The following is an 18,052-nucleotide window of genomic DNA, read 5'->3' on the forward strand; positions in this document are numbered from 1 at the left end:
CCACACCACCCATTTCTCGTCCATGCCCCTGCCCGACCCCGTCCGCCGCGTCATTGCCCGAACACGCCGGCTTACGCGCCGCAAGGTGCGTCAGGTCAACCGGCTGTCACGCAAAAGCGTGCAACTGGGGCTGCTGCTGGGTGGCGCCGCGCTGGTGGCGCTCATGTCGCTGGGTTTTGCCTATCTTGCCGACAAGGCGCTGGCGTGGAACCGGCAGTGGGTGGCCTACAACGGATGGCTCGCGCTGCTGGTGATGCCGTTCGGCCTTGCCGCCTTGCGCTGGCTCACGTTGCGCTTCGCGCCCAACGCCTCGGGCAGCGGCATTCCCCAGGTCATTGGCGCGTTGTCGCTGCCGCCGGGGCCCAGCCAAAGCAGCCTGGTGTCCTTGGCGCAAAGCCTCTGGAAAATCCCGTTGGCGTTCTTTGGCATGCTGGCGGGCGCGTCGATTGGCCGCGAGGGGCCTTCGGTGCAGGTTGGCGCGGCGCTGATGCTGGCATGGGGCGACTTCTGGAAGCGCCGCGGCTTGCAGTTGCGCGGCTTTCACGCCAACGAGCTGATCGCTGCGGGCGCCGCGGGCGGCCTGGCCGCGGCATTCAATGCGCCGCTGGCCGGGGTCATCTTCGCGATCGAGGAACTGGGCCGCGGCACGGTGCTGCGCTGGCAGCGGCTGGTGCTGATCGGCGTATTGGCCGCCGGCTTTCTGGTCGTGGCCGTTGAAGGCAACAATCCCTATTTCGGCGTGTTCGGCGGCGCGCCGCTGTCCCAGAACATGCTGATGTGGATCGTCATCTGCGGCGCGCTCAACGGCGCGCTGGGCGGCATCTTCGCGCGGTTGCTGGGCAAGGGCCCCGTCCTGGCGGCGCCGCAATCGTGGCGCGGCTGGATCCGGGCGCATCCGATCTGGACGGCGTTCATCATGGGCCTGGCCCTGGCGGTCATCGGCCTGTGCACCGCGGGCAGCGTCTACGGCACCGGCTACGCCGCCGCCGCCGATCTGCTCAACGGGAAGGACTCGGTGCCGGACGGCTTTGGCATCGCCAAGCTGTTCGCGACCGTGGCGTCGTACTGGGCGGGCATACCCGGCGGCATCTTCACGCCAGCGCTGACCACGGGCGCGGGCATCGGCCACCACGTCTGGGAGCTCGCGGGCAACGGCGTTGACCAGCGCGTGCTGGTGTTGGTGTCGATGGCCGCCTTTCTGGCGGCCGCCACGCAGGCGCCGTTGACGGCCAGCGTGGTGGTGATGGAAATGACGGGCAGCCAGCCCATGCTGTTCTGGCTGCTGGTGGCGTCGCTGCTGGCGTCCGGCGTGTCGCGCCAATTCTGCCCGCAACCGTTCTACCATCTGGCGGCCGGCCGTTTCCGCCGGCAAGCCATCGTCGAGGCAGGCCGAGCGGCCAAGGCCGGGACGCACTGATCGCGTGCACGGGCGCCCGTTTTCGGGCGCCGCACGGCCGGCTAATGTGAACGTCCATTGGACACTGTCCGTGTAGCGGACATCCGTGCAACGCACCAACTTGGCGCGAAACCGCTGCGTTAAGATCGTCCGATCCCGAGTTCTTTCACTTCACTCCGAGCTTCCCATGACCGTGAATGCCTTTATCTGTGATGCGATCCGTACCCCCTTCGGCCGCTATGGCGGTGCGCTGGCTTCCGTGCGGCCCGACGATCTGGCTGCCGTAGCCATCAAGGCCCTCGTGGCGCGCAACCCCGGCGTGCGCTGGGAAGAACTCGACGACGCCATCATGGGCTGCGCCAACCAGGCGGGCGAAGACAACCGCAACGTGGCCCGCATGGCCACGCTGCTGGCGGGCCTGCCGATCGAAGTGCCCGGCGCCACGGTCAACCGCCTGTGCGGTTCGGGGCTGGATGCCATCGGCACCGCCGCGCGCGCCATCCGCGCCGGTGAAGCCGGCCTGATGCTGGCCGGTGGCGTGGAAAGCATGAGCCGCGCCCCGTTCGTCATGGGCAAGGCCGACAGCGCCTTCTCGCGCAGCGCCGCCATCTACGACACCACCATCGGCTGGCGCTTCATCAACAAGCTGATGAAGGCGCAGTACGGCGTGGACTCGATGCCCGAGACCGCCGAAAACGTCGCCGACGACTTCAACATCAGCCGCGCCGACCAGGACCTGTTCGCGCTGGCCAGCCAGGAAAAGACGGCTCGCGCTCAGAAGGAAGGTGTCTTCGACGCCGAGATCGTGCCCGTGTCGATCGCCCAGAAGAAGGGCGATCCCATCGTCGTGTCCAAGGACGAGCACCCGCGTGAAACCTCGCTGGAGTCGCTGGCCAAGCTCAAGGGTGTGGTCCGCGAAGGCGGCAGCGTCACCGCTGGCAACGCGTCGGGCGTGAACGACGGCGCCGCGGCGCTGCTGCTGGCCGACGAAAAGGCCGCCGCCCGCCACGGCCTGACCCCGCGTGCCCGCGTGGTCGGCATGGCGACTGCAGGCGTCGCGCCGCGGATCATGGGCATCGGCCCGGCGCCTGCCACGCAAAAGGTGCTGGCCCAGACCGGCCTGACGCTGGACCAGATGGACGTGATCGAACTGAACGAAGCGTTTGCCGCGCAAGGCCTGGCCGTGTTGCGTCAGCTCGGCATCGCCGACAACGACCCGCGCGTGAACCCCAACGGCGGCGCCATCGCCCTGGGCCACCCCCTGGGCGCCAGCGGCGCGCGTCTGGCCACCACGGCAATCAACCAGCTTCATCGCACCGGTGGCCGCTATGCCCTGTGCACGATGTGCATCGGCGTCGGCCAAGGCATCGCGCTGATCGTCGAACGCGTGTAAGGCAGTGACCCCGGGCGGACAGTACCCGCCGCCCCAACGACAAGGGAGCCCTCGGGCTCCCTTTGTCTTGTATCGGTGCTGACAGTTGCCGGCCGAATCAGGGCAGCCCGTCCAGCTTCTTGCCCGCGGAGATGCCGTGGGCGTCGAACCACCCCTGCGCCATCTCCAGGGCGTAGCGCACGGGCTTTTTCGCGCAATGCGGATCCTCGGTCTGCGGCGCCATGTCCTCGATGTTGACGATCGTGCCGTCGTCGGCGATAAAGGCAATCGACAGGGGCAGCAGCGTGTTGCGCATCCAGAAGCACTGCACGTCCGGGCGGTCAAAGACGAACAGCATGCCGTCGTTGCCGGGCAATTCCCTGCGGAACATCAGGCCGTCGCGCCGCGTGGCGTCCGTGTCTGCGACTTCCGCGCGGATAATATGGATGCCTGCCGACAGCTGGGTGGTCGGCAGCTTGGGTTGCGGACCGGCCTGTTGCTGGGCGCTGGCCGGCAAGGGCAGGGCGGCGGTTGCGAACGCGATGGCTGCGGCGGCAATCACCGAACCCTTGCGGCCCGCCGAAGTTCCCGCTGACGATGCCTTGGTGAACGTTGTTTTGAACAGTGAGCGCACAATGGGAAACAAAACTGCAATCTTCAGCATGGTCCGGCGGAGTAATTAGAAAATAACAAGGCGGGGCCCGAAAGCCCCGCCTGGATAATGGCGCAACCTTACCGTTGCGCTTTAAAGGGTAACTCAGGCTGCCGTAATATTGAGCGCCTGTTTGCCTTTAGGCCCCTGAATAATCTCGAAGGCCACTTTCTGGCCTTCTTTCAGGGTTTTAAAACCATTCATCTGGATGGACGAGAAATGGGCGAACAGATCTTCACCGCCATCGTCGGGCGTAATGAAGCCAAACCCCTTTGCATCGTTGAACCATTTGACGGTGCCCGTCGATTTGGGATTGTCCCCTTGGACGGCGGTTGCGGTCGTATCAGACATGCGGCCTGCCTCATTGAATCGTATGTTGACAGAAGGGCATTGTGGTCTAGACCCCTGTCCCCCCTCCGGCTTCCTGGCAGATTTTCGGTGAATTGAAAACCCCAGAATGCGTGGATAATGCGCCGCTTTTCTTGACCTAGTCAAGTATGGATACTACGTATTTCTGCGTGTAATTTTCGGTAAGTTGAGTGGTTGCCGTCCCCAGTTTAAATAGAATACCCGCCCTATGAGTTCTACCTTGGATTCCCAGCATGACTTGGTCGTCGAAAAGGCGCCGGCTCGCGCTGCGCCGCCACCGATGTACCAGGTGCTGCTGCTCAATGACGACTACACCCCAATGGACTTCGTCGTGAAAGTGCTGCAGAAATTCTTCAATAAGAATCAGGAAGAGGCGACGCGGATCATGCTGCAGGTCCATCACGAAGGTCGAGGCGTCTGCGGTGTTTACCCGCGCGACCTCGCGGCCACGCGCATCGCGCAGGTCGGTCAATATGCGCGGGCGCGCCAGCACCCGTTGCAATGCGTGATGGAACCGGTTTGAAAACGAAAAAGACAGCGCCGCCAGCAATGGCGGCGTTGTGCTGCCGGTTGCATCCGGATGACGGGATGAACGGTTTTGCCGCGTAACGGGAAGCGCGCGGCGCATGCGGGTCGGCAGCTCCGCCGCTAAGGAGCGTTGCATTCTAGTGGGCGGGGAGGGTTTCGCCGTGAGTGGAAAGTTCAACAAGACCTGGCTGGCAGTAGCCGGGGTCGCAGTCTTGGCCGGCGCCCTTGGCGTGGGCTGGTGGATGGGCAAGGGACAGCAGCCGGCAACGCCGGCCGCGGTTCCGGCGGCGCAGACGGCAACTGCCGCTGCCCCGCAGGCGGCGAACGGCGGTGCGCCAGCGCTGCCGGCCACTGCAACGGTGGGTGCCGCGGATCCCTTCGCCGCGTTGAACTGCCAGCCTCGCCAATACAACGATGCCTTGTCGCTGGCCGTGACCTTCACGCAACCAGTGGATGCCAAGAGCAATCTGGATGCCTTCCTTCAGGTGACCGACACGGGTTCGACTGCGGGCAAGGCCGACGAGGACAGCGAATCGGCCGCCGCGGCGGGCCAGCAGCCGGCCTCCGTGCGTCCTGGCGATTCCGCGCCCAAGGGCAAGATCGTCAAGGGAAACTGGGTCGTCGGCGACAACCCGCGTGTCGTGTACTTCCCCTACGTGCAGCCGCAGCGCTCGTACGCCATCACGGTCCGCTCGGGCCTGCCGGGCGCGGGCGAGAAGGTCGCGCTGGCCGAGGCCTCACATTGCGAAGTCAGCACGCAGGCCATGCCGCCTTCGTTCTACTTCGCCAGCCGCGGCGTGGTACTGCCCGCCGGCCAGAACGGCGGTCTGCCGGTGGCCACGGTCAACGTGCCCGAGGTCGACGTGCAATTCCTGCGCGTATCGCCCGAACGTGTGCCCGAACTCTTCGACACCGTGTTGGGCGTGGGCCGCACTCCGGCTGCCTCGGACGACGAGGACGACAACGGCTACGACGAGAACGACTGGCGCTATGCCGGTAACCGCAGCCTGAAGGGCTCGGTCAGCAACTGGGACCTGGACCGGCTGAATTCGCTGACGACCAGCGTCTATCAGGGCCGCTTCATCACCGACGACAAGCCCAACCGCCGCCACGTCACGTTCCTGCCGGTCGAAGGCATCAAGGAACTGCAGGAGCCGGGCATCTATGTCGCGGTCATGAGCCAGCCGGGCCGGTTCCGTTACGAATACCAGGTCACCTATTTCTACGTCAGCGACATCGGGCTGCACGCGCGCCGTTACAGCGATCGCATCGAAGCGTATTCGGTGTCGCTTAAGTCCGGCCAGGCCATTTCGGGCGCCGTCTTCGAACTGGTGGACGGCGCCGGCAAGCCGCTTGCCAAGGCGGCTGCCGATGCGCAGGGCCATGTCCGCTTTGACGGCAGCTTTGCCAACGCACGCGTCATCCGCGCCTCGCGCGACAAGGAAATGACCGTGCTGGCGCTGGGCGAACCGGCGCTGGACCTGTCCGAGTTCGACACGGGCGGCCACGCGTCGCGCGCCAACAATCTGTTCGTCTATGCGGGCCGCAACCTGTACCGCCCTGGCGAAACGTTCCATGTGTCGGTGCTGCCGCGCGACCTGGACGGCCGTGTGCTGACGCCGTCGCCGCTGACCGCCACCATCAAGCGCCCCGATGGCCGCACGGTGCAGACCGCACTGTGGCAGCCGCAGAAGGACCTGCCCGGCTACGTCGAGCGCGCGATTGATCTGCCGCTGGATGCGCAGACCGGCACGTGGATGCTGGAGTTGCGCGTCGATCCGGCCTCGCGCGCCCCGGATGCCTCCTGGAAATTCCAGGTCGAGGAATTCCTGCCCGAGCGCATGAAGATGGCTTTGACCTCGGGCCAGGACGTGTTGTCCCCCGATGAGGAACTGACCGTCGATGTGCAGGGCGATTACCTGTACGGCGCGCCGGCGGCGGGCAACCGCCTGCTGGCCACCTTCCAGGTCAAGCGTGACCGCTTCGCGCTGGCCCAGCAATGGCCCGGCTTTATCTTCGGCGACGTGGCCGACGATACGCGGCGCAGTTTTGGCGAATTGCCGGAAACCGCGCTGGACGACAAGGGCCGCGCGCAACTGGACGTGAACCCGAACGCCTCCGGCACGCATTCGCCGATGAAGGTACGCGTGTCGGCCAGCCTGCTGGAATCCGGCGGCCGCCCCGTGGTGCGTTCCATCGAACGCACCGTCTGGCCCGCCGACAAGCTGATCGCCGTGCGTCCGCAGTTCGACAGCGACGTGGCCCGCGAGAACGCGCCGGCAGGCTTTGAAGTGATCCGCGCCAACGCGCAGGGCAAGGTCGAACCGCTTGCGCAGGCGCAAATGCGCCTGTTCCGCGAAGAGCGCCAATACTATTGGCGCTTCGACGACCAGCGCGGCTGGAACAGCGGCTATACCGAAACCGAGGAACTGGTCGATTCGCGCGAAATTGCGTTGAAGGATCGCACCCAGCTGACGGTGCCGGTCAAGTGGGGCCGTTACCGCCTGGAAATCACGGATCCGGAAACCGGCGAAACGATGCGCTATCGCTTCTATGCCGGCTGGAATGCGCAGGACGCCGACGCGATGGGCAACCGTCCCGACCGCGTGCAGATGAAGCTGGAAGGCGTGCCGGCCAAGCCGGGCGACACCGTCAAGCTGACGCTCACGCCGCCGCATGACGGCCAGGCGCTCATCACCGTCGAAGGCGACCGCATGTTGTGGTCCAAGTGGGTGGCGGTAAAGGCGACCGGCACCGAGGTCGAGATTCCGGTCGACAAGGAATGGAAGCGTCACGACCTGTACGTGGCGGCCGCGGTATTCCGCCCGGGCAGCGAAGGCGACCGCGTCACGCCGGCCCGTGCGCTGGGCCTGGCATTCCTGCCGATCGCCAGCGCCGACCGCAAGCTGGACGTCAAGCTCACCGCCGCGCCCAAGGTCGTGCCGGAGACGAAGACGACCGTGCGCGTGAAGGTCGACGGCGCGCAGGGCAAGCAGGCGATGGTGACGCTGTCCGCGGTCGACGTGGGCATCCTCAACATCAACCAGTACGCCACGCCCGATCCGCTGGATTACTTCTTCGGCAAGCACCGCTACGCGCCCGAGTTGCTGGACATGTACGGCAAGCTCATCGAAAAGATGGACGGCACCAAGGGCAAGCTGAAGTGGGGCGGCGACGCCGCGATGCGCGGCGACAGCAAGAGCCTGCCCAAGAAGGTCAAGCTGGTGGACCTGTTCTCGGGGCCCGTTGCGCTGAACGCGCAGGGCGAGGCCGACATTCCGCTGGATCTGCCGGACTTCAACGGCACCCTGCGCCTGATGGCCGTTGCGTTCACGCCCGACAACTACGGCAGCACCGACGCCGAAATGGTGGTGGCCGCGCCGATCGTGGCCGAACTGAACACCCCGCGTTTCATCACGCCGGGCGACCAGGCCGCCATTGCGCTGGACGTCACCAACCTGAGCGGCGCCGAGCAGAAGATCTCGGTCAAGCTCGAGGCGCTGGATCCGCTGGCCATCGTCGATGGCGTGCGCACCGTCACGCTGAAGGACAAGCAGCGCACGACCCTGCGCTTCACGGCCACCACCACCGGTTCGTACGGCCTTGGCCTGATGCGCCTGACGGTGGACGGGCAGGGCGGCGCCAAGCCTGTGCACATCGTGCGCGAGTCCGTGCTGCAGGTGCAGCCGGCGCACGCGCCCGAGCGCCAGGTCCGGCGTCTGCGCTTGAATCCGGGCGAATCGCAGCCGGCGCAGGCATCGTGGGTCGCGTCCTACTACCCGGACTCCACCACCGTCAGCCTCACGGTGTCCAACCGTCCGCCGTTCAACGTCAACCGCCTGGTCGAGGACCTGCTCAACTATCCGTACGGATGCACCGAGCAGACCATCAGCGCGACCATGCCGTGGGTGATGCTCGATGAGGATTCGGCCAAGCAGTTCGGCCTGAAGCCGCGCACCCAGGCCGAGCGCGCCGCCAAGGTGGCGGGCGCCATTGGCCGCCTGTCCGGCATGCGCAATTCGGTGGGTTCGTACAACCTCTGGAGCGGCTCGTCCTCGCGCGATGTGTGGCTGACGGCCTATGCCGTGGGCTTCATGCAGGACGCCCGGGACCGCGGTTTCGACGTGCCCGAATCGTCGCTGGACCGTTCCCGCACCTGGCTGCTGGAACAGGTGCAGCAGAGCACGGGCGCGTTCGGTACGTGGTCGGCCAACCTGCGCCGCAACGTCGAGGCCAACCGCATCGACAGCAGCGACGCCAACGTGCTGCGCGAAGACCATCGCCGCTTCGCCGGCCTGGCCACCGCCGCGCTCGTGCTGGCGCGCGACAAGAAGGCCCCGTTGTCGACGGTGCGTCAGCTCTTTGACAACTACCAGGAACGCGCACGTTCGCCGCTGCCGCTGGTGCAACTGGCTGCCGCCTTCAAGCTGATGGGTGACGAAGGGCGCATGAAGCAGGCGCTCGACCTGGCCATGACGCGCGCCTATGGCATCAACATCAACAACCGCAGCAGCGCCTACTACGACGAATGGATGGGCGATTACGGCAGCAGCGTGCGCGACTACGCGCTGTCCTATGCGCTGGTTTCGCAGTACGAGTTGCGTCACGAGCGCAGCGAAAACCTGCTGAACCAGCTCTCCAGCCGCCTGGGCAATCGTTCGTACCTGTCCACGCAGGAACAGATGGCGCTTCTGTTGGCCGCGCGTGCCGCGGGCGGCAGCAAGAACACGCCGTGGGAAGCCGTGCTGACCGTCAATGGCGAGCGCAAGCCGCTGTCCGGCGGCAAGAGCGACCAGACGGTCTCGCTGGCCGCGGCGGACCTGGCGGGCACGCAGCTCCAGAACACCGGCAGCCAGTCTCTGTTTGTCGAGTACGACATCCAGGGCAGCCCGACCGCGACCCCCGCGCCGCGCAACGACATCATCCAGCTCAAGCGCGGCTGGTACCGTCCGGATGGCCGCCCGTGGGATGGCGGCACGCTGCAGACCGGCGACATGCTGGTGGTGTGGGTCCAGGCCAGCGCCAACCAGAACATCCCGGACGGGCTGCTGGTTGACCGCGTGCCGGCGGGCTTCGAGGTCGAAAACCTGAACCTGTCGCAAAGCCCCGAGATGCAGGACTGGAAGATCGGCGGACGCCGCGTGGCCGACGCCATGTCGGATTCCAACATCAAGCATCGCGAGTTCCGCGACGACCGCTATGTGGCGGCGGTATCGCTGGGCCGTGGCAAGGTGGACGTGTTCTATCTGGTGCGCGTCGTGACGCCGGGCCGCTATGCGGTGCCGTCGACGGTGGCCGAGGATATGTACCGCCCCGAAATCCGCGGCGTGGGTGAGCAATGGAGCACGGTCGAAATCCGCGATCGCGGCGCCAAGCGTCCTTGAACGCCGCCGCCGCACCCGGGGCGGGCGCATCGCGCGCCCGCCGCTGGCGGCGGCGCGGCATCTTCGCGGCCAGCGCGTTGTCAGCTCTGGCCGCGTTGTTATTCGCGCTGGACCGCCTGTATCCGCTGCCCCCCATCGACTCGGGCGGGGCGGCGGTCGTCGTCGCGGCCGATGGCACGCCACTGCGCAACTATCCCAGCCGCGACGGCATCTGGCGTTATCCGGTCCAGCCCGGCCAGGTCTCGCCCCGCTACCTGGAAACCTTGCTCACCTATGAGGACCGCTGGTTCTACTGGCATCCGGGGGTGAACCCCGTGGCCCTCGTGCGCGCCGGGTGGCAGTGGGCCACCAACCGCCGCATCGTGTCGGGCGGATCGACGCTGACCATGCAGGTGGCGCGGCTGATCGATCCGCAGCTTGCCGGCAAGCCGTCGCGCACGATGTCGGCCAAGCTGCGGCAGGCCTGGCGCGCCGTGCAGCTTGAAATGCACTACAGCAAGGACGAGATCCTGTCCCTGTACCTGACGCATGCGCCCATGGGGGGCATCGTCGAGGGCGTCGAAATGGGTTCGCGGCTGTGGCTGGGCAAGCCCGCCCGCGACCTGGGGCCCGCCGAAGCCGCCATGCTGACTGCCTTGCCGCAGGCGCCGTCGCGGCTGCGCCCCGACCGCCACCCCGAAGCCGCTCAAGCCGCGCGCGACAAGGTGCTGGACCGCATGGCCGAACTGGGCCGCTGGACGCCGGCCGAGGTGGCCGACGCCAAGATCGAGACCGTGATTGCGCCACCGCTCAGGGCGCGCTGGCTGGCGCCCCTGGCCGCGCAGCGCCTGCTGCTGGAGGCGGGCGGCCCGCGCCGCGCCGGCGGACGGCCGCCACTCGTCACGTCCACGCTCGATGCCGACATGCAGGCGTCGGTGGAACAAATGTTGCTGGACCGGGTCGATAACCTTCCGCCCAAGGTGTCGATGGCGGTGCTGGTAATGGACAACGACTCGCTGGAGGTCAAGGCTTACGCCGGATCGGCAGATTTTTCCGACGATTCCCGGTATTCCCATGTGGACATGGTGCGCGGCGTGCGTTCGCCGGGCTCCACGCTCAAACCGTTCCTGTATGCGCAGGCGTTGGACGAGGGGCTGATCCACTCGGAAAGCCTGCTGATGGACGCGCCCATGTCGTTCGGCGGGTACGCGCCCGGCAATTTCCAGGCGGCGTTCGCGGGGCCAGTGAGCGTGGCGCAGGCCTTGCAGCGGTCGCTCAACGTGCCTGCGGTGGACCTGCTGGACCGGGTCGGACCGGTCAGTTTTGCCTCGGTTATGCTGGCGGGAGGCGTGAAGTTACGTATGCCCGCAGGGGCGGAGCCGAATCTGAGCTTGATTTTGGGCGGGGGCGGCACCACATTGGAAGAACTGGTCGGCGCTTATCGCGCGCTGGCCCGGGGCGGCGTCTCGGGGCGGCCCCGCCTGACGGCGGAGCAACCCCTTGTCGAGTCCCGTATGATGAGTCCTGGCGCGGCCTGGATCGTCCGGGACATCCTCGAAGGTGGTGGACACCCGGACCGGCCGTTCTACCAGTCGGGCAGCCCTGGACGGCAACTGGCCTGGAAAACCGGGACCAGTTTTGGCTTCCGGGACGCCTGGGCGGTCGGAGTGACCGACAGATGGACGATCGGCGTATGGGTCGGCAGACCCGACGGTACGCCGAACCCGGGATTTTTCGGGGCGAATGTGGCGGCGCCGCTACTGCAAGACATTGTGGCGGCGTTGCCGGAAGGCGCCCAGCAGGTCCGCGTCAGGCCCGAAACGGTGCAGGCGGTGGTGACATGCTGGCCCCTGGGTTACAGGCTGGGCAGCGAGCCCTCGGGCGCGTGTCCCGAGCAGCGGGCCGCCTGGATGCTCAATGAAACGGCGCCGCCCTCGTTTGCGGGCTATGCCGATGCCACCCAGGGACCGCTGCGGCTCGGCGGCGTGGCCAACGGTTCGGTGCTGCGGCCCGTGCCCGGCATGCGGCAAGTTGCGCTGGACGTCGACGTCCAGGGCGCTGAAGGCGAAGTATGGTGGATGCTCGATGGTCGTGTCGCAAGTCATGGCGCCGCGGGTCATCCGTTTAATTTGGTGCTGGCGCACGACGGCCGGTATACGCTAACCGTCATGGATACACATGGCCGGCACGACAGCGTGGTTTTTGAAATCGCTGGCGTTACGCCATGATCGGCATAGAATATGAATCGTGTATTAGCCCGCTTCGATGCGTTACGGAGGAAGCGTGATTTCTCAAGAGCTTGAAGTCAGCCTGCATATGGCTTTCGTCGAGGCCCGTTCGGCCCGGCACGAATTTATTACCGTCGAGCACCTGCTGCTCGCCTTGCTCGACAACGCTTCGGCGGTCGAGGTCCTGCGCGCGTGCGCGGCCAACCTGGATGACCTGCGCCGCAACCTGCGCCAGTTTGTCTCGGAAAACACCCCGGTGATCCCCAGCGGCGCCGAAGTCGACACGCAACCCACGCTAGGTTTCCAGCGCGTCATTCAGCGCGCGATCATGCATGTTTCGGCCGGCGGCACGGGCAAGAAGCCCGTCACGGGCGCGAACGTGCTGGTGGCCATTTTTGGCGAAAAGGACTCGCATGCCGTGTACTACCTGCAACAGCAGGGCGTCACGCGTCTGGACGTGGTCAATTTCCTGTCTCATGGCATTACCAAACAGCCGCAGGTGGAGTCCGCCGCCGTGCAGAAAGAGCAACAGCCCAATGGTGAAGAGCAGGGCGATTCGCGTCAGTCGCCGCTGGATCAGTACGCCACCGACCTGAACGCCGCCGCGCTTGCGGGCCGGATCGATCCCCTGATCGGCCGCGAGCACGAAGTCGAGCGCGTCATCCAGGTGCTGTGCCGCCGCCGCAAGAACAACCCGCTGCTGGTGGGCGAGGCCGGCGTTGGCAAGACCGCCATCGCCGAAGGCCTGGCCTGGCGCATCACGCGCGGCGAAGTGCCCGAAGTCCTGCAGGCCGCTCAGGTCTATTCGCTGGACATGGGCGCGCTGCTGGCTGGCACCAAGTACCGCGGCGATTTCGAGCAGCGCCTGAAGGGCGTGCTCAAGCAGATCCGCGGCAACCCCGACGCCATTCTGTTCATTGACGAAATTCACACGCTGATCGGCGCGGGTTCCGCATCGGGCGGCACGCTGGATGCCTCCAACCTGCTCAAGCCGGCCCTGTCGTCCGGGCAGTTGAAGTGCATTGGCGCCACCACCTATACCGAATACCGCGGCGTCTTCGAAAAGGACCACGCGCTGTCGCGCCGGTTCCAGAAGATCGACGTGGCCGAGCCCAGCATCGAGCAGACCGTGCAGATCCTGCGCGGCCTGAAGAGCCGCTTCGAAGAGCACCATAGCGTGCGCTATTCGGCCGCGGCGCTGTCGGCTGCCGCTGAATTGTCGGCCCGCTTCATCAACGACCGTCACCTGCCCGACAAGGCCATCGACGTGATCGACGAGGCCGGCGCCGCCCAGCGCCTGCTGCCGCGTTCGCGCCAGAAGAAGGTGATCGGCAAGGTCGACATCGAAAACATCGTTTCCAAGATCGCGCGCATTCCGCCGCAGTCCGTCTCCAACGACGACCGCAGCAAGCTCGCCACGCTGGACCGCGACCTGAAGACAGTGGTGTTCGGCCAGGACGGCGCCATCGATGCGCTGTCCGCCGCCATCAAGATGGCGCGCTCGGGCCTGGGCAAGCCTGAAAAGCCGATCGGCGCCTTCCTGTTGTCCGGCCCCACCGGGGTGGGCAAGACCGAAGTGGCGCGCCAACTGGCCTTCACGCTGGGCGTGGAATTGCTGCGCTTTGACATGTCCGAGTACATGGAGCGTCACGCGGTGTCGCGCCTGATCGGCGCGCCGCCGGGGTACGTTGGCTTCGACCAGGGCGGCCTGCTCACCGAGGCCATCACCAAGCAGCCGCATTGCGTGCTGCTGCTCGACGAAATCGAAAAGGCGCACCCGGATGTGTTCAACATCCTGCTGCAGGTCATGGACCACGGCACGCTGACCGACAACAACGGCCGCAAGGCAGACTTCCGCAACGTCATCCTCATCATGACGACCAATGCGGGCGCCGAGACCTTGAACCGTCCGTCGATCGGTTTTGCGAATTCGCGGATGGTGGGCGACGAAATGGCGGAAATCCGCCGCATGTTCACGCCTGAGTTCCGCAACCGCCTGGACGCGATCATCCCGTTTGCCGCGCTGGACCACGAGGTCATCATGCGCGTGGTCGACAAGTTCCTCATGCAGCTGGAAGACCAGCTGCACGAGCGCCGCGTGGAAGCAGTCTTTACCACGCGCCTGCGTGAACACCTTGCCAAGGAGGGGTTCGATCCGCTCATGGGCGCGCGTCCCATGCAACGCCTCATTCAGGACACCATCCGGCGCGCGCTGGCCGACGAGCTGCTGTTCGGCAAGCTGGTCGACGGCGGTTCGGTCACGGTGGATCTGGACGAGTCGGGCAAGGTCACGCTGGATTTTGACGAAAGCGGCAAGCCGCCTTCGTCGGACGCGCCGGACAAGCAGGAAGTCGAACTCGTCGACTGATGACCGCGGACCGCCAGCCGCTGATCGAGTGCGAACACTGCGCAAGCATTTATCGCCGACATCAGCTTGAACCTGGCGAGACCGCCAATTGTGCCCGCTGCGGCGCCGTGCTCTGGCGCTACAGCGGGCTTACTTTGTCCAATTGGCTGGCGCTCGCCATCACTGCCCTGATCGTCTTCGGGGTTGCCAACGCCTACCCGGTCGCGTCGATGTCCGTGCAAGGCATGGTCCAGCAGGCCTCGCTGCTGGACGCCATTTCCATCACTTGGCGCCAAGGCCACTGGGTGGTCTCCATCATGACCGGCCTGGCCGGTTTCGCGCTGCCGCTGCTTCAGTTGTCCGTGCTGCTGTGGGTGTTGGGGCCGCTGTCGCAACACCGCGAGCCCGCCGGGTTTCACGGCGCGATGCGCCTGTTGGGCCTGCTGCGGCCGTGGTGCATGGTGCCGGTGTTTCTGCTGGGCGTGCTGGTCGCGGTGGTCAAGCTGGCCGGGATGGCCGCGGTGTCGCCGGGCATTGGGCTGGCCGCGTTCGGCATCCTGACCGTGCTGCTCACGATGCTCGGCAGGCTGTCGCCGCACGTGCTGTGGCGGTATGCCGAATCCGTCGACGTCGTGCCCGTGCATGTGCCCGAGGCCGGGCCGGACGTCGTCCTGACCGGTTGCCACGTCTGCGGCCAGGTGCAGGCCCTGCCGCGCGATGCCGATCCCGAAGCGCACCATCACTGCGTGCGTTGCGACGCCGTGGTGCATTACCGCAAGCCCGATCATCTGGCGCGCACGTGGGCGTTGCTCTTGGCGGCCGTGGTGTTTTACATACCGGCGAACGTGCTGCCGGTGATGAACGTCAACTCGCTGCTTGGCGACAGCGCGCACACCATCCTGGGCGGCGTCGTCGAGCTGTGGCAGATGGGTTCCTGGGACATCGCGCTTATCGTCTTCATTGCCAGCGTGGCCGTGCCGTTGACCAAGCTGATGGCGCTGATCCTGCTGCTGCTGACCGAACAGTGGCGTAGCACAACCAATCTGGGGGCGCGTACGCGGTTGTATCAGATGGTTGAATTCATTGGCCAGTGGTCAATGCTGGATGTTTTTGTCGTTATATTGCTGGCGGCTCTGGCAGACTTCAAAGGCCTGATGGAAATCAGCGCTGGCGCGGGCGCCGCCGCGTTTGGCGTGGTCGTCATCCTGACCATGCTCGCGGCCATGAGCTTTGACCTGCGCCGTAGCTGGGACCTGGAAGATCAGGCCGAAATCGAATCAGCGCCGGTGGAGGGCCGGCATGCGCCGGCGTCTGCCGCCGGCAAGCAAGCGGGCTAGGAAAGGCCTCGCGCCGTTGTTTTCCGCTCAGAACAAGGAAAAAGTAGATGTCCGAGCAAGCACCCGGATCCGGTGAAGAGAAGTTCGCGTCACCCGCGATCTCGCGCAAGAAGAAGAGCCGGATCTCCTGGATCTGGCTGGTGCCTGTAGTGGCCGCATTGATGGGCCTGTCGCTGGTCGTGCGGACCTGGATGCAGGCCGGCCCCGACATTTCGATTTCGTTCAATACCGCCGAAGGGTTGGAGGTGGGCAAGACCCAGCTTCGCTACAAGGACGTGAACATCGGCACGGTCAAATCCATCGGCTTCAATTCGGACCGCAGCAAGGTCGTCGTGAAAGCCGAGCTGGCCAAGGACGTTTCCGATCTGGCGCGCGAGGGCACCAACTTCTGGGTGGTGCGGCCGCGGCTGGACGTCAGCGGCGTATCGGGCCTGGGCACGCTGCTGTCGGGCGCCTACATCGGCGTGGACGCGGAAGAGGGCAAGGACGGCACCGAACGGGCCACCAAGCTGTCTTTCGAAGGCCTGGAAACCCCGCCCGCCGTGACCCACGACCGCGCGGGCAAGCGCTTCATGCTCAAGGCGTCGGACCTGGGCTCACTGGATATCGGGTCGCCCGTCTATTTCCGCCGCATCAATGTGGGCCGCGTGATCGGTTATGCGTTGGACGAGAACGGCCGCGCCGTGAACGTCGAAGTATTCGTCGATGCGCCCAACGACAAATTTGTGACCAGCGGCACGCGCTTCTGGAACGCCAGCGGCGTGGACTTCAGCGTCAATGCCGACGGCCTGAAGGTGCGCACCCAGTCGCTCGTGTCGATGGCGGTGGGCGGTGTGGCCTTCGCAACCGTGCAGACCGCGCGTGACGGCGACACGCCTGCCCCGGCGGACTCCGAGTTCGACCTGTACGCCACCGAGGCCGCCGCCAAGGCCAACCCGGACGGCGAAGCCTTCCCCATCCGCATGCGCTTTGACCAGTCGATCCGCGGGCTGGCCGTGGGGGCGCCGATCGACTTCAACGGCATCACGCTGGGCGACGTCACGCAGATCACGCTGGACTTCGACCCCGAGACCAAGCGCTTCTATTCGCTGGTGGACGCCACGCTGTATCCCGAACGCCTTGGCCGCGTATACGAAGAGGTGCGCGAGCGCGCGATCAAGGACGGCGACGTGGCCGGCGGCCGCTTGCTGGGGGTGATGGTCAAGCATGGTCTGCGTGCGCAGCTGCGCACGGCCAACCTGCTGACCGGCCAGCTTTACGTGGTGCTGGACAACGTCCCGAACGCCAAGCCGGTCGAGTTCCAGATGTCAGAACCGGCGATCATCCCGACGGTGCCCGGCAATCTGGATCAGCTCCAGCAGCAGGTCACCAACATCGTCACCAAGATCGAGAAGATTCCGTTCGACAAGATCGGCGAGGACCTGCGCGCCACGCTGGCCAGCACGTCCAAGCTGATGAACCGCCTGGACAAGCAGGTGGCGCCCGAAGCGCAGAAGGCGCTCAAGGCGGCCAAGGACTCGATGGCGAACATCAACTCGCTGCTGGCCACCGACGCTTCGCTGCCGGTCAATGCGGAACGGGCCATGCAGGAACTGAGCCGCGCCGCCCGTTCGCTGCGGGCGCTGGCCGACTTCCTGCAATCCAACCCTGAAGCCCTGCTGCGCGGCAGAGGCGACGACCCCATCCCGGGCGCCGGCCCAGTCAGGAACTAGACGCTCATGAAAAGCCGACTCTCTTGCCTCGCAACCCCGTTTGCCCGCGGACGCAGCCGTGCCGCGCTGGCCGTGCTGGCGCTGTCCGGCGCGCTGGCGGCCTGCGGCTCGTCGCCGCCCGTTCACTACTACACCCTGCAGACGCCCGAGCGGGCAGGGGCGCCCGGCGCGGCGCCCGGCTCCGCCTCGTTCCTGATCGAGGTGCAGCCCGTCACGCTTGCCACGCAGGCTGACCAACCCCAACTCATGGTCCGCACCGGCGACGGCAGCATTTCCGCCCTGTATTCCGAGCGCTGGAGTTCGCCGCTGGGCGACGAGTTGCGCAATGCGTTGTCCGACGCGCTCAAGCGCGAGCTGGGCGCGCTGGACGTGCAGATGGTCAAGCCCGGGCCGGGCGCGCCGATCTGGCGCATTCAGACCGACGTCCAGCGCTTTGAGATGGTGTCCGGGCGCATGGCACAGCTGGACGCCACCTGGCGCGTGCGCCCCGTGGATGCCAAGGGCACGGGCCTGTTGTGCCGCAGCGTGGTCACCGAAGACGTGCCGGACGACGCGATCCCCAGCCTGATCGCCGCGCAGCAGCGCGCGGTGGTGAGCCTGGCCGGCGTAATGGCGGCGGCAATCCGCGGCCAGACGCCTGCGGGATCGGGCTCGGTTCAGATGATGGGATGTTCCGCGCTCAAGGAATGATCTGCCCGGACGATCCGGATAACCGCCGCGATCTCAATCGGTTAACTAGGGTTTAACC

The 18,052-nt window shown here is 66.1% G+C and carries 11 protein-coding genes; 9 read left to right on the forward strand and 2 right to left on the reverse strand.

Annotated elements, in window-relative coordinates:
• Positions 1 to 22 precede the first annotated feature (22 nt).
• Both FBY20_RS22370 and pcaF read left to right on the forward strand, forming a co-directional pair.
• The gene (locus FBY20_RS22370) at positions 23 to 1,417 is read left to right on the forward strand and encodes a chloride channel protein (RefSeq protein ID WP_142056155.1); all 1,395 of its coding nucleotides are present in this window, start codon (positions 23 to 25) and stop codon (positions 1,415 to 1,417) included.
• 166 nt (positions 1,418 to 1,583) lie between these two features.
• Entirely contained in the window at positions 1,584 to 2,789 is a 1,206-nt protein-coding gene (pcaF, locus tag FBY20_RS22375; protein ID WP_142054672.1) for a 3-oxoadipyl-CoA thiolase, read from the forward strand.
• 97 nt (positions 2,790 to 2,886) lie between these two features.
• Here the strand turns inward: pcaF and FBY20_RS22380 are convergent, their stop codons facing one another.
• Entirely contained in the window at positions 2,887 to 3,330 is a 444-nt protein-coding gene (locus FBY20_RS22380) for a DUF192 domain-containing protein (RefSeq protein ID WP_370458354.1), read from the reverse strand.
• Between the two features lie 195 nt (positions 3,331 to 3,525).
• Positions 3,526 to 3,771 (reverse strand): cold-shock protein, encoded by a 246-nt coding sequence (locus FBY20_RS22385; RefSeq protein WP_006220277.1) that lies wholly within the window; start codon positions 3,769 to 3,771, stop codon positions 3,526 to 3,528.
• 226 nt (positions 3,772 to 3,997) lie between these two features.
• Between FBY20_RS22385 and clpS the strand changes: the two genes are divergently transcribed.
• The 7 genes from clpS to FBY20_RS22420 all read left to right on the forward strand — a co-directional run bounded on the left by clpS (position 3,998) and on the right by FBY20_RS22420 (position 17,994).
• Positions 3,998 to 4,312, forward strand: a complete 315-nt coding sequence (gene clpS, locus FBY20_RS22390) for an ATP-dependent Clp protease adapter ClpS (protein ID WP_142054676.1) — start codon at positions 3,998 to 4,000, stop codon at positions 4,310 to 4,312.
• 166 nt (positions 4,313 to 4,478) lie between these two features.
• Positions 4,479 to 9,701 (forward strand): alpha-2-macroglobulin, encoded by a 5,223-nt coding sequence (locus FBY20_RS22395; protein ID WP_174245442.1) that lies wholly within the window; start codon positions 4,479 to 4,481, stop codon positions 9,699 to 9,701.
• Positions 9,698 to 11,908 carry a penicillin-binding protein 1C gene (pbpC, locus tag FBY20_RS22400; RefSeq protein ID WP_142054678.1) on the forward strand — a complete coding sequence of 737 codons (2,211 nt, stop codon included), beginning with the start codon at positions 9,698 to 9,700 and terminating at the stop codon, positions 11,906 to 11,908. The genes FBY20_RS22395 and pbpC overlap by 4 nt, the downstream gene beginning before the upstream one ends.
• Positions 11,909 to 11,963: 55 nt before the next feature.
• Positions 11,964 to 14,276 (forward strand): ATP-dependent Clp protease ATP-binding subunit ClpA, encoded by a 2,313-nt coding sequence (gene clpA, locus FBY20_RS22405; protein ID WP_056324674.1) that lies wholly within the window; start codon positions 11,964 to 11,966, stop codon positions 14,274 to 14,276.
• A complete protein-coding gene (locus tag FBY20_RS22410; RefSeq protein ID WP_056324285.1) occupies positions 14,276 to 15,592 on the forward strand; it encodes a paraquat-inducible protein A in 1,317 nt (438 codons plus the stop codon). Before clpA ends, FBY20_RS22410 begins: the two co-directional genes overlap by 1 nt.
• Positions 15,593 to 15,639: 47 nt before the next feature.
• Positions 15,640 to 17,304 (forward strand): intermembrane transport protein PqiB, encoded by a 1,665-nt coding sequence (locus FBY20_RS22415; protein WP_142054682.1) that lies wholly within the window; start codon positions 15,640 to 15,642, stop codon positions 17,302 to 17,304.
• 6 nt (positions 17,305 to 17,310) lie between these two features.
• On the forward strand, positions 17,311 to 17,994 hold the full coding sequence (locus FBY20_RS22420) for a membrane integrity-associated transporter subunit PqiC (RefSeq protein ID WP_062840680.1): 684 nt from the start codon (positions 17,311 to 17,313) through the stop codon (positions 17,992 to 17,994).
• Positions 17,995 to 18,052: the final 58 nt, after the last annotated feature.

The sequence above is a fragment of the Achromobacter sp. SLBN-14 genome (genome assembly GCF_006715415.1).
Lineage (GTDB): Bacteria > Pseudomonadota > Gammaproteobacteria > Burkholderiales > Burkholderiaceae_B > Achromobacter > Achromobacter mucicolens.

Bases quoted from the DNA above. Each gene is read 5' to 3' on its own strand.
- FBY20_RS22370 (WP_142056155.1), top strand. From the start codon at position 23: ATGCCCCTGCCCGACCCCGTCCGCCGCGTCATTGCCCGAACACGCCGG.
- pcaF (WP_142054672.1), top strand. From the start codon at position 1,584: ATGACCGTGAATGCCTTTATCTGTGATGCGATCCGTACCCCCTTCGGC.
- FBY20_RS22385 (WP_006220277.1), bottom strand. From the start codon at position 3,771: ATGTCTGATACGACCGCAACCGCCGTCCAAGGGGACAATCCCAAATCG.
- clpS (WP_142054676.1), top strand. From the start codon at position 3,998: ATGAGTTCTACCTTGGATTCCCAGCATGACTTGGTCGTCGAAAAGGCG.
- FBY20_RS22410 (WP_056324285.1), top strand. From the start codon at position 14,276: ATGACCGCGGACCGCCAGCCGCTGATCGAGTGCGAACACTGCGCAAGC.
- FBY20_RS22415 (WP_142054682.1), top strand. From the start codon at position 15,640: ATGTCCGAGCAAGCACCCGGATCCGGTGAAGAGAAGTTCGCGTCACCC.
- FBY20_RS22420 (WP_062840680.1), top strand. From the start codon at position 17,311: ATGAAAAGCCGACTCTCTTGCCTCGCAACCCCGTTTGCCCGCGGACGC.